General features: G+C 73.0%; 8 protein-coding genes. 7 read left to right on the top strand and 1 reads right to left on the bottom strand.

Annotation, left to right across the window (positions count from 1 at the left end; translation table 11 throughout):
• The first annotated feature begins 35 nt into the window (after positions 1–35).
• Genes IEY61_RS26065 through IEY61_RS26090 form a run of 6 tightly spaced genes read left to right on the top strand, consistent with a single transcriptional unit; the run spans position 36 to position 14,745 of the window.
• Complete coding sequence (locus tag IEY61_RS26065) at positions 36–428, top strand: YbaB/EbfC family nucleoid-associated protein (protein WP_189048937.1); 393 nt, start codon at positions 36–38, stop codon at positions 426–428.
• Positions 425–769: a hypothetical protein gene (locus tag IEY61_RS26070; protein WP_189048939.1), complete on the top strand. Its 345-nt coding sequence runs from the start codon at positions 425–427 to the stop codon at positions 767–769. Before IEY61_RS26065 ends, IEY61_RS26070 begins: the two co-directional genes overlap by 4 nt.
• A 45-nt stretch (positions 770–814) precedes the next feature.
• Complete coding sequence (locus IEY61_RS26075) at positions 815–12,586, top strand: YwqJ-related putative deaminase (protein ID WP_189048941.1); 11,772 nt, start codon at positions 815–817, stop codon at positions 12,584–12,586.
• Positions 12,587–12,617: 31 nt separating this feature from the next.
• Complete coding sequence (locus IEY61_RS26080) at positions 12,618–13,460, top strand: DUF6406 domain-containing protein (protein ID WP_189048943.1); 843 nt, start codon at positions 12,618–12,620, stop codon at positions 13,458–13,460.
• Complete coding sequence (locus tag IEY61_RS26085; protein WP_189048945.1) at positions 13,457–14,095, top strand: hypothetical protein; 639 nt, start codon at positions 13,457–13,459, stop codon at positions 14,093–14,095. The genes IEY61_RS26080 and IEY61_RS26085 overlap by 4 nt, the downstream gene beginning before the upstream one ends.
• Positions 14,096–14,115: 20 nt before the next feature.
• Positions 14,116–14,745 (top strand): hypothetical protein, encoded by a 630-nt coding sequence (locus tag IEY61_RS26090; RefSeq protein WP_189048947.1) that lies wholly within the window; start codon positions 14,116–14,118, stop codon positions 14,743–14,745.
• Positions 14,746–14,780: 35 nt separating this feature from the next.
• On the opposite strand, the gene IEY61_RS26095 is transcribed toward IEY61_RS26090, so the two are convergent.
• Positions 14,781–15,323 (bottom strand): hypothetical protein, encoded by a 543-nt coding sequence (locus IEY61_RS26095; RefSeq protein WP_189048949.1) that lies wholly within the window; start codon positions 15,321–15,323, stop codon positions 14,781–14,783.
• A 67-nt stretch (positions 15,324–15,390) separates the two neighbouring features.
• Between IEY61_RS26095 and IEY61_RS26100 the strand changes: the two genes are divergently transcribed.
• The gene (locus tag IEY61_RS26100) at positions 15,391–15,642 is read left to right on the top strand and encodes an SCO4848 family membrane protein (protein WP_189048951.1); all 252 of its coding nucleotides are present in this window, start codon (positions 15,391–15,393) and stop codon (positions 15,640–15,642) included.
• The last annotated feature ends 571 nt before the right edge of the window (positions 15,643–16,213 follow it).

Below are 16,213 nucleotides of genomic sequence, written 5' to 3' on the forward strand. Positions count from 1 at the left end.
CGCATGTGGACATGGGCACGGGGGGAGGACACGCCATGGACGTACAGGGGCTGCGCGCCCGTGCTGACGAACTCATGGCGCAGTTCGAACGGATGCGCTCCGGGGTTGGCGACCTCCAGCAGCGGCTCAAGGCGGTGGCCGCGACGGTCACCTCCGACGACGGCCTGGTCACCGTCACCGTCGGGCCGCGCGGCCAGGTGACGAAGGTCGAGTTCGACCCGCGCATCTACCGCCGGCCGAACTCCAAGGAACTCTCCGCCACGGTCACCGACACCATCCGACGTGCCACCGAGAAGGCGATGGCCGATGTCGAAGGTCTGCTCCGGCCGTTCGTGCCGGACAGTCAGTTCCAGGCCTACATCGACCACGACCTCGACGGCATCTTCCGGCAACTGGACAGCGACCTGCCCGGGGAGGACAAGCGATGACCGAGCTGCGGGAGACCTTCGTCAATCCGGACGGCGCCATCGAGGGCACCAACACCCTCGGTGCCGCCGGTGCCCGACTGGCCGGCGGCTGGCGGAGCATCTCCGCCAGGATCGAGACGCTCAACGCCGGTAAGCCCTGGGGCGACGACGAGCCGGGCAACGAGTTCAACAAGAACTACCTCGGCGGTGACGACCAGCCGGCGAAGCAGGTCCTGAAGATGGGCGGGAGCGTCGTGCCGGTGGTGGAGAAGATGGGGCCGACGGCCAAGGGAGCGGTCGAGGGCACCGTCGACACCGACGACATGGTCAAGACGCTGTTCGGCGGCGGAAGCAAGAAGTAGCCGCCGGCCGGTCACGGGTCGACATCGGACTGAGGGGCACACGGGGTGGCGGTACCCAATCCCAGGAACTCGCTGGGCGAGTACGCCTGGGTCTGGGATGCCGTCTGCTGGGTCAGCGCAGGCGAGGCGTGGCCCAAAGGCGACGAGGATCGCATGCGCGAGCTGGCCGACGCCTGGCAGGCGCTGGCGGAACTGGTCGGCGACACGCTGATGGACGCCGACCAGGGCGTCATGAAGATCCTGCAGAGCTGGGGCGGCGGAGCCGGCGAGGCGTTCGGCGGGCTGTGGAACCAGCTCGGCGTCGACCCGAACACCGGCCTGCCGCTGATCCAGGAGGTCGCCGCCGCGTACGCCGCCGGCTGCGACCAGACGGCTCTGGAGATCGAGTACGCCAAGCTGACCGTGCTGATCGCGGTCTTCATCACCGTCATCGCGGTCTTCGTCGCGTTGCTGATGGCCTGGCTGGGCGGCGTCTCGGCGGGTGCGATCCCGGGCATCCTGGCGGCCGGCCGGCAGGCCGTCACGGTCGCCTTCCGGCGGCTGATCGCCCAGATGGGGCGGCAGCTGCTCACCCGGGCCGGAATGCAGGCGGCGTTGCGGGCCGCCGGGACGAGGGCCGGGCAGTTCGTCACGAGCCAGGGCTTCCGGCAGGGCATGAGGATGCTCGGCGTGAATGTGCTGAAGGAGGCCGGCGAGGAGGCGGTCATCGACGTCGGCGCCCAGGCGTACCAGATGCGCAGCGGCGAGCGGCGCGAGTGGGACACCAAGCGGACGATGACCGCGGTCGGGGGCGGGGCGTACGGCGGTGTGCTCGGCCCCGGCCTGAGCTGGGTCGGCCGGCGGGTGGCGCCCCGGATGCCGGTCTCGTTCAGCCCGTCCCAGTTGAACTTCCGTGGCAGCGGCCTGGTCCGCTGGGGCAGCACCAGCATCGCCTCGGGCATGCAGAACGCCATCATTTCGCCCGCCGCGAGCGTGCTCGCCAACGGCACCATCAACAACGAATGGGCCATGCCGGGCGCGGACGCTTTCCTCGGCGGGTTCGCCAGCGGCGCCGGCCGCACCGGGGCGACCCTGGCCGGCGGCGCCACCGGCAACCTGGCGGCGAAGGGCACCAACGCCCTCCTCAACAAGCTGGGCTTCTCGTTCGCGCCCGGCACCGGCACCGGCACGGGCGCGGGCGGAATCAATCCGTCCCTCGGTGTCGGAGGCGCGAACCTCGGCAACCTCGGCAACACCGGCGCTGGCGCTGGCGCTGGCGCTGGCGCTGGCGCGGGTGCGGGTGCCGGTGGTGGTGCGGGTGCCGGTGGTGGTGCGGGCGCTGGTGGTGGTGCGGGCGCTGGTGGTGGTGCGGGCGCTGGCGGTGCAGGTGGTGGTGCGGGTGCGGGTGCCGGTGGTGGCGCGGGTGGCTCCAACGGCGCGGGTGGTGCCGGTGGCTCCGGCGGCGCGACCGGCGGTGCCGGTGCCGGGAACACCGACACCGGCGGTGGTACGGGCCAGCAGGGCAGCGGCACCGCACCGCAGAGCGGGTCGGGCTCGATCAGCCTCGCGCCCCCACCGGCAGATTCGGCCGTCGCGTCGCCGCCCGGCGGCACGCCTACGACGGACGGCGCCGCCTCGACCGCCGCACCCACGACGACCGATGGTCCGGGCCTGGCCAACGGTGCGCCCGACCCGGCCTCGGCCGACGCCAAGGCGGGCGCCGGTGACACAACTGCGGCTCCTGCCCAGACCGAGGGCACACCCGCGTCGGCGCAGGGCAGCCCGGACACGGCCGATCCCACCTCGGGCGCGAACCGGGACGGCACCCCGGGCGACCGGGCGGCCCCGGTGAGCGACGGCCCCGGCACCGACCGCCCCGCGACCGGTTCCACCGATCAGACCGGTTCCACCGATCAGACCAGCGGTGGACCACCGGCCGACCGCGCGACCGGTGGCGCTCAGACCACGCCCTGCGGCACGTCCACCGGTGGCGCTCAGACCACGCCCGGGGAGACGTCAACGCGCGGGGCGCAGACCACGCTCGGTGACACGTCGACCGGCGCTGGTCGTACCGCCGTCGCTGATCCGGCGACGGGGGTGGGCGACCGTTCGAACCTCGCCGGTCCGGGTGGCCGGGTCGACACCGGGACCGATGGCCTTGCCGCAGACGCCGCGCCGACGGTGCTGCCCGGTGCGCCCCCCGCCGCCCCGGTTGTCGGGCCCACGCCGGCCAGCGTCACCCCGACCGCCCCCGCCACGCCGACCGCCCCCGCCGCCACGGTGAACCCTGCCCCGGCCGGCCCGACGACACCGGGCACCCAGCCCGCCACGTCGGGGACGAGCACGCCCACCACGCCGTCGACCGCGACAGCTACGTCGACAACCGGCACGAACACGTCGCCCACCACGGGGAACACCGCGCAGCCGGCACCGGCTCCGAGGACGCCGGTCAACACGACGGCGGCGAACTCGGCGGGATCGGTCTCGCTCGCCCCGCCAACCACCACCTCCACCAGCCCGGGGCAGCCCGGCGCGAGCCAACCGGCCGGGCCTGCCCAGCAGGGCACCCGCCCGGAGGGCACTCCGGCGCCGAGTACCCCGGCAGCGGAGACCGCGAGCCAACCAGGCAACCAGTCCGACGGTCGGCCGGAGGGGCGTACCCCGGTCGACCCGATGGTGCCGGCGGCAACGGCGGGCAGCGACCCGACAACCACCCCTGCGGCGCCGGCCACCGATCCGACAACCACCCCCGCGACGCCGGCCACCCCCGCGACGCCGGGCACCGACCCGACGGCCTCCACGACCTCGGACGGCGCCACCGACGCCGCTGCGCACCGGGTGGAACCGGGCGACCGGTCCGCCGTCGGCGTGCCGGTCGTCGTTGCGGTGCCGGGCAGCACGGGGACGATCCAGCCTGGTGGCCCGAACGCGCCGAGTGCCGACTCGGGCCGGGTGAATCCGGAGAGCTTCCAGCGCTCGGAGGGGCCGACCGGGCGCGGTACGCACAGCTGGCAGATGAACCCGACGGCGGTCGACGGCGACCCGGCCGGCCCGGAGGCGGAACGCGCCCTGATCGAGGCGTCGCGGACGCTCGCGGAGACCGCCCGGCAGGCGGTGAAGGGCGGCACGATTTCGCGGTCCAAGCAGCCCGGCATGGCCGGCGCCCTGCTGATGCCCGACGGTGGGGTCACGACGCACACCAGCATGACCACCGACAAGGGCACCAAGCCGCCGACCCGGCCGGCTGTGCACCCGCTCGCCCAGGCCGCGCTGGACCGCACGGCGGCGGCGCTGCCCGACGGGACCGGCAGCGGGCACGGCAAGTGCGCCGAGGTGGCCCTGGTCTCGGACCAGCTCTACCGGCTCGAACAGCAGTGGCAGGAGGCGGGCGAGCCCGGCACCTTCGAGCAGTACGCGCTGAACGCCTTCGACGGTGCCAAGATCACCACGCATCAGGTCAAAACGGCCCGGCAGGACGACGTCGTCTACGAGCTCGGGCACTACCGCCCGCCCTGCCGTTCGTGCGCACACTTCCTGCCGCAGTTCAACATCGACCCGATCGCGGACCCGCAACGGGATGCCCGGACCTACCAGCCGCCGGTGCCGGGCGTGGTGGGCAACGGGCCGCCGCTGAGCGAAACCCGGCCCTACGACCAACCAGACGGCCTGGTCCCGCCAGATCCGGCCGACCAGCAGGCGCTCGACGCCGCTGTGCCGCGAGACCCGACGACCGGCCGACCTGTGGTCCACCCGGACCCGCGCGTCGGGCAGTGGGCCGGGCTCGTCAACGACGGCGGCCCGACCGTCCCAGGGCGCGCCAACAACTGCGCGGACGTCGGCCTCTCCGTCCTGGCCACCTGGTTCGGCCGGCCCGAGGTGGCGGCACCGGTCGTCCCGTCGGCCCAGGTGGAGGTCGGCAGCACCGGGCGGCAGGAGCAGGCGCTGCGGGCCAGCTTCGCCCACGAAGGCAACGGCATGGCCGGGTTGGACGCGGTGGCCGAGGCGCTTCGCACGGCCGGACCCGGCTCGGCGGCGTTGATCATCACCACGCAGGCCGACGGCAACGGGGCACACACCTGGAACGCGATCAACCACGACGGCACCATCATCTGGGTCGACGGCCAGAACCGGTTGGTCTCGGACACCCAACCGGTGCACGGCGACCAGGTGGGCGACGTCTGGTCGATCGTCCTCGACGCCGAGGGCGACCCGATCCAGTCCGCCAGGCCTGACGGCAGCACAACGAACTTGTTGCCGCCGGCCTCGACCGCGTCCGACGGACTGAGCGACCCCGGTGCGCCGACGCCGGACGGCGACGCTGCCGCCCGCCCTCGCCCGGACGGGCCTCCAGGAACGTCGACCGACACCGGCAGCACGGTGGACACCGGTGATCGGACGGGGGCCGTGATCACCGCCAGCGCCCTGCCGGGAACGAACTTCCACGGTCAGGGCCGGGCGCAGCCGGACCCGGACGCGGTTCTGGACCGGGCGCGCAGCGTGATCGGCCAGGTGGCGGCGCACGCCGGGGTCTCCGGCGTCCAACCGCGCTCCGACGGCACGTACCAGGTGACGCGCGCCGACGGCAGCACCTTCGATCTGCGCCTGACCAGTGGACCCGTCGCGGACCGGGCGGTGGCGACCGGCCGGTTCGGCGCCGACGGCGTTGCCGTGGTGACGCTCTCCGACCGGGCCGCCGACGCGATCGTCGAGCGGGGCCTGGCGCACGAAGTGGCTGAACTGTCGGCCCTCGGGCGACCGTCGGCCCCGGGCGCCCCGACCGTCGACCCGCTCTCCCCTGGCGACCTCGCCGAGCTACGCACCGCGGTGCACCAGGTCGCGGTTGCCGATCGTTGGTCGAGGGCCGCGGCCCAGCGCGAGTTGGCCGCCGTGATCGACCGGCTCGGCCTGCGGGACGGCATGCTCGGCGCAGAGCAGCGTCTCGCCACCGTGCCGGATTCGACCCGCACCGCCCTGACCGACGTGTACCCCGACTGGCACACCGACCGTTCCGGCAGACCGGCGAGCCGTGTGCCGGCCGAACCAACCAGTGACGCCCGTCCGACGGGCCTGCCCCGACTGCGCACCTACGCGCTCACCCACTTCACGACGAGCTCGATGCTCACCGCCTTGGTGGCGAAGCTGACGGCGGACACCGGCCGGCCGGAGCTGGCACTGATGCTCGGTGTCGGCGGGTTGGTCGGCGCGGTCGCCACCGGTCCGGCGAAGTGGCTGGGCAAGCGGGCCGGCCTGGCCGCCGAGGACCGTCGGGCCCGGCACGACGCGCGCCAGGAGGCCCGCTCCACCGCCGACAGCGATGCCGCCACCGGTCAGCAGGTCGCCGGCCGGACCGACGACGTGGGTCCGGCGACGCGGGAGGTCGACTCGGCGACGGCCCGGCTCGACAGCCAGGTCGAGGCCCTCGGACGGCGGCTCGACGCCGGGGAAGGCCGACGCCGCCTGATCGGCCGGACCAGAGGCTTCACCGCGCCGGCCACCACCGGCCCGGCACCGTCCGTGGGCCGGTCGGGTGACCCGGTCACGCCGCTGGGACCCGCGGACCCGGTCGGGCTCACTCCGCACGAGCAGGGGCGTCTCGCCGAGTTGCGGGCGCTCTCCGCGCAACGCGACGCCGGCTCGCGCTGGGCCCGGCCGCGTGCGACCCGGGAAATCCGGGCGCTGCTGGACTCCCTCGGGCTGCGGCAGGGGACACCCGGTGCCGAGCAGCGCCGCGACCTGCTTCCGGCCGACGTCCGGTCGCTGGCGGACCGGTTCGGTGGCTCCCGTCCGGCGGCGGTCCGGGAGCGCCTGCGGGTGATCGTCGACCGGCGGCCGGCCGAGGGAGATCGACCGGGCAAGGTCGCGCCCTGGTGGATGGCCACGGTGGAGAACGCGCCCAACGTGCTGGCGGCCGGCAGCATCGCCGTAGTCGGTGACCTGATCGGTCAGCTCAAGCTGGGATGGTTCGCCATCACCGCCGGGCTGACCGCGATGGCCAGCGGGGCGGTGGTCGACCCGCTGATGGCCCGCCAGGAGGCGGCCGCCAAGGATGCCCGGGACACCTGGGACACGGATCATCCGGCGTTGCCGACCGACGCCCTGCTCACGCAGGTGAGCGAGGCCGTGACGGGGCCGGTGGACGCGGTGACGCAGCGAGCCGCCGAGGTCAGCCGCCGCGCCACCGACCTGGAACAGCGGGTGGCCGACCTGGACCGGCGACTGGCCGAGTCGCACGGCCGGAACGGAGTCGCCGACTCGTTCCGGCGACTGCTCCTCGGTGACCCGGCCTGGGCGGGGCTGCCCACGCCTGACCCGGCGCCGCCTGGCCGCCCCGGCCAGTCCGGTGATCCGGCCACCTCGACCGATCCCACGGCCACCGCCGATCCGGCTAACCGCACCCGCGACCTGGCCGACGCCAATCTGCAGCGCCTCGCGGAGCTGGCCGCGCGGCACGAGGCGGCCCGGGGCCCGGCGCGGATCAGGCACGCCCGCCACCTGCGGGCGATGCTCGACCAGCTCGGACTGCGCAACGGCACCCCGGGTGCCGAGCAGCGCCGCGAGCTGCTACCGGCCGAGCTGCGCCCGGTCGCCGAGCGGTTCGGCCGCCGGCTTGTGGCCGACAAGATAACGCGGATCTTCGGCGGTCGGCCGGCCGATGCCACCGACAGCGACGCGCGGCCGAGTAACGTGCCGAACGCCGCCGTGTACGCGGTGGAACAGACTCCCGGACCGCTGGTGCAGGCCGCCACCACCGTCGAGATAGCGAACGCGATCCAGGTCGCTGCCGGTGCGGGACCGGTGAGCATGACCGTTGGCGGCGTGCTCGGCTCGGTGCGTGACCTGGCTCTCAAGCGGATCGAAACCGCCGTCAAGGACGCCCGCCGGAAGTGGGACCTGGACCACCCGAACCCGGCGGCGGAATCGACGGCCCGGGTGGACCGCGTCGCCGGTCCGACCGAGGCCGCCGTCTCCGACGCGGCACGTCGGCTTCGGGTAGCCATCGCGAACCTCGACCGGGTCAGCTCGACGGTCGACCGGTTGGCGGCGCGAGGACCGGCGGCCGGGGGCACGCCCACGCCAGCCGCGCCGACTTCCCGCGACGGTGGCAGCACCCGGACCGACACCTCGGAATCGCTGCGGCGGGCCGACTCGTGGGAGTTGCAGACCGCCGCGCACCACGTGCGTAACGCCGGTCCGATGTCCCTCAAGCCCGCGTTGCGTGAGCTGCACGCGGTGATCGACCGGCTCGGCCTGCGCCACGGCATGCTCGGCAAGGCCGACCGGCTCGCCGAGCTGTCGCCGGAGGCCCGACAGGTGGTCGTCGAATTCGGCGGCAGCCTAGCCAGCCGGCCGGCTCAGCTGCGAACCCTGCGCGCCGAGCAGAACTCCGCCGAGAACGGCCGCCCGCACGGCGTGCCTCGACTGCGTACGTACCTGCTCTCCAGCTTCGTCACGACCGGTGTGGCCGGGGCAGCAGGTACCGCGATCGCGATCGCGCTGGCGAGTCCGCTCGCCCAGATCATCCCGGCCGCCGCGCTGGCCGCCGTACCGGTGATCGGGATGGCCAAGTGGTACGCGAAGCGGGCCGGCCTGGCGGCCGACGACGTCCGGACCCGGTTCGACGCGCGCAGCGACGCCCGGGACACCGCCGACCGGGTGGACCAGGTCATCGACCGGTTGCAGGAGCCGGTGCGGGAGCTGGAACAGGCGACCGCCGAACTGGAGGCACAGCTCGACGCGGCGGAGACGGCGACCGACCGGCTGACCGAGCGGTTGGCCGGGACACATCAGCGCAACGGAGTGCTCGGCCGGCTGTTCGGTGCCTTCGGCCGGTCCTCGGCCGCCTCTCCGGACCCGGCCTCTCCGGATCCGGCTGCCGGCCAGCCTCAGGGAGGCAACGCCACCGGCCGGCCCGACGGGGGCACCGACCCGGACTCGGGCCGGATCACCGCGGCGGCCGTGCCGAACTCCCATTTCCACGGGCTGGGCCGGCCGTTCGCCGACCCCACGGCGGTACTCGACGCGGGGCGGGCCGCACTGCCCCATCTCGCCCCGTACGCCCAGGTGGACGCGGTGGTCCAGGTCGGTCCGGACCGGTTCGAGATCCGCTCGACCGGGCAGCAACCGCTGACGGCGCATCTCACCGCCGGTCCGTTGACCGATGCAGTGGTCGCCCAGTCGACCCGGAACCCCGACGGGACCTTCACCGTCACCGTGTCGGACCGGGCCGCCGACCATGCCGTGGGGCGGGCGCTCGCGCACGAGGTGGCCGAGCTGGCGGCGCTGCACGAGTCCGGGCGGGCACTGACCGGCCCCCTGGACCCGGGCAACGTGGACGGCCGGATCGACCCGGCCGGGCTCTCCGCGCACGACCGGGGTCGGATGGCCGAGATCCGCCTGCTCGCCGTCCCGTACGCCGGTGCCGACCTCGACACCCGACTCGCCGTACGCGTCGAGATCGACGCGCTTACCGCCCACCTCGGCCTACGTGTGAACGACCCGGACGTGCGAACCAGGTGGGCACTCCTCCCATCCGATGTCCTGGCCCACCTGAGGCAGCTCAGCGTGCCCGCGCTCAGCCCTGACGCGGTCTCGGCGGTGCTGGCGGGCGGGCCGACCCTCACCGAGGTCGAGCGGATCCGGATGATCGACTACCGGTCCCGGCTGGCACCGAACTTCTATGTGCCGCACCAGGCGCAGCTGGATGCCCGGCTGCGGGAACTGGCCGCCGAGGCCGAGCACACGCAGTCCGGCATGCCGCGGATGCCCGCCTTCGCAGGACAGATCGTCGGCGTCCCGCAGGCGCAGCTCGACCGGATCCGGGCGGTGGATCCGCAACTCGCCGACCGGCTCGCCAGCGAGGGCGTCTACGTCGACCTGACCGGTCGCTACGACCTGCGCCCGTACATGGTGGCGGACGTGCCGGCGATCGACCTCGGGGGAGCCCGGCCGGCGTTCGACCTGTCCACCGAGGCCGGCCGGCAGGCCCAACTGCACGAGGACCGGCAGCGGTCCCGGGCCGCCCTGCGCGGGCTGCACGGCAGCCAGGCCGTGACGCTGCTCGCCAACCACGACTTCCACTACCAGGGCACCGCACGGTGGATGGGGCTGGTGCCCGACGTCCTGACCGAGGCGCTGCGCAGCATCACCCCCGTACCGCCCACCGCCGCCGCGCCGGAGACCGCCACCGCGCCGGAGACCACCGCGACCCAGGGACCGTCCGGCGAGATCAGGGTCGCCGCCGACCGGGTGACCCTGCCTGCCGAAGAGGGGAACGAGCGCGGGCCGGTCTACGGGCCGGCGCTGGACGACAACACCGGGCAGCCGCCGCCGCTGTTCGACGGCCCGCCGAAGCGTGCGGACGTGCAGCAGGGCGAGCTCGGCGACTGCGGCATGATCGCCGCGATCGGCTCGGTCGCCGGTCACCTGCCGGACACGATCGCGCGGATGTTCCACCCGAACCCGGACGGCTCGGTGGACGTGCTGCTGCACGAAACCGGCGGGCCGGGTTACATGGTCACCCCCACCGGGCGTCAGCTGCGGGTCACCGTGTTTCCGGACGTACCGCTGCACGCCAACTCGAACGGACGCAGCGCGTACGCCGACCAGTCGGAGGTCGGCACGTCCTGGGCGTCGCTGTTGGAGAAGGCGATCGCAGCGATCGACCGCACCTGGACCCAGCAGCGCCACGACCAGTGGCAGCAGATGTGGACGGCCGTACCGGGCGTGGACGCCGCCCAGGCCGCCCCGCTCGGCTACGCCCGGCTGGCCATGGGCAGCGACGTTTCGATGCAGGCGGAGCTGCTCAGCCAGCTCACCGGGCTGCCGACCCGGGTGAGCCAGCTCGACCCGGCGGAAGGACGGGAAGCCGAGGCCGAGGCACGGTTGGCGGCCCTGCTCGCCGCCGGCAGCCCGGTGCTCACCGCTACCCTCTCGACCACGGAGTACCAGGTGGACTCGGACGGCAATCTGCCGCACGGGCTCTACGCCAACCACGTGTACGAGATCGTGTCGGTGGCCAACGGCGAGGTACAGCTACGCAACCCGTGGAATGACAGCGACAGCGACCCCGAGTCGATGCCGGTGCGAGAATTCCTCAACCTGATGGAGCACGAGTACGCACACGTCGAGCTGGCCCGCAACGTCGCGGCGCTGCCGGGCTCCGAGTTCCACGGCCAGGGCCGGCCGACGGCCGATCCCGCGGCGGTGCTGGACCGGGCTCGGCTGGTGCTGCCCACCCTGGCCGCGTCGATCGGCGCGGACCAGGTCGTCGCCGTCGGGCCGGACGTCTTCGAGGTCCGGGCGACCGACCTGGAGCCGCTGCGCATCCGGGTCGCCGCCGGCCCGCTCGCCGCCGGAGCGGTGGCGCAGACGATCCGCAACCTGGACGGCACGTTCACCCTCACCGTCTCCGACCGGGCCGCCGACGCCGTGGTCGACCGGGCGGTGGCGCACGAGGCCGCCGAACTGCTGGCCCGGCACGAGACCGGTGACGCCCAGGTCGGCCTCTTCGACCAGGGCACCGCCGACGGGCCGATCGACCCCGCCGGCCTCACCGCCCGGGACCGGGGCCGGCTGGCGGAGCTGCGCCTGATGGCCGCCTGGTACGCACAGGCCGATCCCACCGCCCGGCTGGCCCTGCGCGCCGAGATCGACACGCTGGTCGACGGGCTGGGGCTGCGCTGGGGTACGCCGGAGGCACCCGCCCGGTTGGCGGTCCTCCCGCCCGACGTGCGGAGCCACGTCATGACGCTGAGCCTGCCGGCGATCACGCCAGACACGGTGGCCGGCGCGCTGGCGTTCAAGCCCGACCCGACGATGGTCGAACGGTTCCGCGCGATCGACTACCGAACCGGGCTGGCGCCTGAATTCCAGCCGCCGCCGGCCGCCGAGCTGGCCGCGAAGCTGCGGGAAATGGCCGTGCACGGGGAGCGGAGCCAGTCCTCGCTGCCCCGAATGCCCGCCCTGGCCGGGCAGCTCATCGGCGTACCGTCGCACCTGCTGGACCAGATCCGCCAGGTCGACCCGCAACTGGCCGACCGAGTCGCCGCTGAGGGCATCTACGTCGACCTGACCGGCCGCTTCGACCTGCGTCCGTACACCCTCGACGGCGCACCGGAGTTCTCGCTGGCCCCAGCGGCACCCGCGTACGACCTGAACACCGCGGCTGGCCGGAATGCGCTGCTCGCCGAGGACCGGGCCCGGGTCGGTACCGGCTTCCGCGCCGAGTACGGGTCGAATCCCGCCGCCATGGCGGTGCTCACCACGCACGACTTCCACTACCTGACTGACGCCCGGCGGATGGCGCTGGTGCCGAACGCGCTGACCGAGGCGTTGCGGTCGATGACGCAGCCCGAAGCGATGCCGGTCCGGGACGTCCCGGACCGGATGAGCGGTTCCTCCGCCCACCTGGGCACCGGTCCCACGGCTCCGGCCGCGCCGGCCGTGGTGACACCGACCCCGGTCACGACTGAGGCTGCCCTACGGGGGACGCCGGGCCCGCCGTCGGCGGCGCCCCCCGCACCGAGGCATCCGCAGGAGCCGCCGGAGGGGGCCGGCCGACCGCACCGCCATCCGCTCGGCCGCACCTACATCGAGGACGAACAGATCAACGTCGCCTACTTCGCCCTGCTCGGCGTCGACGGTACGGTGGATGGCCTGCTCGTGGTGATGTCCTCCAAGCACGGGCAGCGTACGGCCCACTGGGGTGCCGGTGGCGGACAGCCCGGCGTCGGTGGGTCGATGCCGGTCGACCGGGCTGGAGCCGAGCGCATCGCTCGGGAGGTGCTCGGCTTCACGCTGCCGGAGGAGCCCGCACTGTACGACATGGTGGACGGCTGACGATGCCGACGACAGGACAGGGAGAAGAGCCTTGCGCTCCTTCACCGAGATCACATCGATACCGAACAACGTTCCGGTCGATATCGGGCACGCCCGGCTCGCGGTGCGGTGGGTCAACGTCGGGCCACCGGTCCGCGCGGAGATGGTCGTCATGCCGCGCCGGAGCGAGGAATCTGCACACCACGAGGTGACCCTCGGTGAGACGTTCCCGGTGGGCGAGGAGACCTGGCGCTTCGCCGACCTTGACATGGCCAGCGCGGACCAGTGGAAAGTCACCGTCCGCCGGGTGGACGAGAACGAGGTGCTGGAGCCGCCCACCGGTCACCTCTGGAAGCCGGCGCGGCTGCGTCCCTACGGGCAGCTCGACGAGGCGCAACTCCAGTCGGTGGAAGCCGCCCTGGGGCATCCGCTGCCACCGGACTACCGCGACTGGCTGCGCCGGAACAACGGCGCGCAGCCCGAGGTGGAGCACCACATTCCCGGCGTGCCGTTCACCCTCCTGCCGGAGCGCCCGCTGTTCGGCGTCCATCCCCAGTATCCGCCTTTCGACCTGGTGCACGCTCAGCGCGTACACCGGGATCCCTGGCTGTCACCGGCCTGGCTGGTCATCGCGAACCCGTCCGGCGGCCTGCTGGTCATCTCGACGCAGTCGAGTGACGGAACCATCTATTTCGTGCACGAGCTGGACCTGCTCGGTCCGCCTGGTCCGCCCGCCTCGGCCGCCCGGGAACGCAAGCTGCGCGCCGTGGCCCGGTCGACGGGGTACTTCATCGGCCGGTTGACCCCGATGGAACTGGACCAGCTTCCTCCGGTGCAGATGCTGCCGCCCGGCGCCTTCACCGACCCCCGCAACTACGAGGACGGACAGCCATGAGCAAGACGTGGACCTCGTCGGCCCTGCTGCTGCCGCTCGGGCAGTACTTCGGCACCTTCTACCCCAAGGTGGGTGCTTCGGAGCGCTTTCAGCGGGTCCGGCTCGGCCCGGATGTCTGGGATCTGGACGAGCAGCGCTTCGTCCTCTGGGCGCTCGCGCACAGCACGGCCGACCGGCAGGAGGAGCAGGTCTGGTCACTCGCCTCGCTACGGGATGCGGCAACCGGCCAACTTCCCGGCGTGGACTGCGAACCGTTGCTCGACAGCCTGCTCGCCGAAGGGCTGTTGGCAGAAGTGGTGCTGGACACGCCGGATGCGGTCGAGTTCGCCCAGCGGCACCGGCTCGGCTCCCGGATGCTCGGGCTCGGCAACAGCGCCGACGAGCCATGGCTGTGGTCGATCGGCTTCTTCGACCGGCCGATCGTCAAGGTCACCCGTACCGTGTACAACCTCTGGGAGAGCGGACGATCCGGGGAGAGCCTCTGGTCCGCGTGCCAGTCCCTGGCCGCCGACGAGCGTGACACGGGAGGCACCGACCCGGAGCTGACAGATCCGGAGCAACTGCTCACCGCGCTCCTCCGTGCCCTTCACCCGTTGTTGCTGGCCAGCGTGGTCTACCTGGAGCCGCAACCATGACCGAGACGAGGACGCCGACGATGACGGAGCCGTTGATCCTGCCGGTCGGCCGCTACACCGGTGAGTTCCACCCGGAGGTGGGTGCTCCGGTCAAGTACTACTCGTTGAGCATCGGCCGACTCATGGTGACGATGGAGGATCCGCAGGCGTTCGCCGTCTGGGCCGCCGCGCATCCCCCGACCGATGATCCGGGACGCGCGTGGACCAGGGCCGCCGTGTTGGATGCCGCCGGCCAGGTCGGGGTGGCGGATCCGGAGCGGGTCGTCGAGGAGTTCCTGGAGGACGGGCTGCTGGTCGAGGTGAGCCCGGACGATGCGGAGCTGGAAGGGTTCGCTCGCGCGCACCGGGTGTTGCCGTTGATGGTGTCGCTGGGCAACAACCCGGACGACCCGTTGCACTACGGCATCGGCCTGTTCGGCCTGGAACCGGTGATCCGGGTGCCCACCCTTGTGCACGACATCTGGCAGTGGAGCAGCGTCGGCGACAGCCTCTGGGAGGTATGCCAGGTGTTCGCCGAGGCCGGCGCGCAGGTCGACTTCGTCGACGCCCGCGAGCACGACCCGCACCATGTGCTGCGCGAGTTCTTCGCGGCGCTGCCCATGCTGCTGGCCACCAGCGCTGCCTGCCTGGACGAGGCCTGCCGGCTCTGATCCACGCCGGCACCGTCGGCGCAGGCCGGGGCCGCTCAGCCGAGCTGCGACAGCATTCCGGCGTACGCGTCGCGGACCGCTGTCAGCCGATCCCGACGGAACCGGCCCGGCTCGCGTTGGTGCAGCTGCCGCCCTCGGTCACTGCCGAAGATGTCCGGGGGGACGGCGCTGCCACCGGCTGGGATGAACTTGCCGACCTCGTCCAGCGCGGCGACGGCCCGGGTCAACGCGGTCCGGGCCCGCTGCGCAGCCTCGCCGCTCGTGGCGCTCGCCGGCACCTGACCGGCGTACGCATCGGCGACCAGGAGCCACTCACCCGGGTCGAGGAGCTGGGACGGTTCGTCGCCGCCGTAGCGGAATCCGGTGCCCGCCGCGTCGATGACGGGCGGCAGCCGGAAGACGAACGCCCGCTCCCGGCCACAGCCCGCGCACGTGCCGGTGTAACGACTCGCCAGGTCCCCGTCGTCCAGTGCGACGACCGCGCTCTGGCGGGGAAACCGGGACTCGCCGCACGAGCAGGGATGCAGGTCCATGTAGAGGTGAGCCTCCGCATTGGTGCGACTCAGCGGCGGATTCATGTGCCCACCGTACCGATCGGACCTGCTTGCGGCCGCCCCGGTCGTACCGCTGGCATACTCGCCGACCATGGTGTTGTCGCGTGGCTGGGCCGTCTTCCTGACCGCGGTCGGGGTCTGGACCTGGGCGATCTGGCCGAGGTTCGCCGTGGCCATCTGGAAGGACCCGCGGTCCTGGTCCACCGGGGCGGTCGGGGATTGGCCACCGACCGGCTTCCTCTGGGTGCACGCGCTGCTCATCGCGGCGTCCCTGGCCGTCGGCACGGCCGTCGGTCTGCTCGGCGTCCGCGCCTGGCGAGCGTCCCGACGCGGTACGCGCTGAACCAGGCGCCTGCTGCGGGCGATCGGCAGGTGCTCGCAGCATCCGCCGGCGGGAGTGTGACGGGGACCGCTGCCTGCGGATTTGACGTTTGATCCGTCGGACGCGTAGCTTTCTCTCTGCCGGCGCGGAACGGACGAACAGGGTGAAACCCCTGGGAGGTCGGAGCGTCGGGGATGACTGCTGGTTCCTCCGGGCGTGCCTGGTGCGAACTGGTTCGGGCGGTGCTCCCGAGTTCGCCGCGAGGCGGATTTGGTGGGGCGGAGCCGACCGGGTAAGGTTGTCGACCGGCAGGGCACCGGGCGTGGTGCGGGAGACCGCAGCGGCCGGCCTGCCAAATCCGATGAGCTGGTGGAGCGGTTTCGCCGCTGCGCTGGTTCGCGGGTGCCGAACCGCCTGAAGTGGTACGGACCGGGACAGACCGGTTTGACACACTCCAGAAGGTGAGGTAACGTAGTAAAAGTGCCCGGCGCGAGAGCGGTGGGTGTGGGACATGAAGCCCCGGATGGGTGCCTGCGTGGTGTGGGTGTTCTGATGGTGTGTGGTTGTTCTTTGAGAACTCAACAGGGTGCTT

Origin of the sequence: Micromonospora sonchi (assembly GCF_014646235.1) — a bacterium.
Lineage (GTDB): Bacteria > Actinomycetota > Actinomycetes > Mycobacteriales > Micromonosporaceae > Micromonospora > Micromonospora sonchi.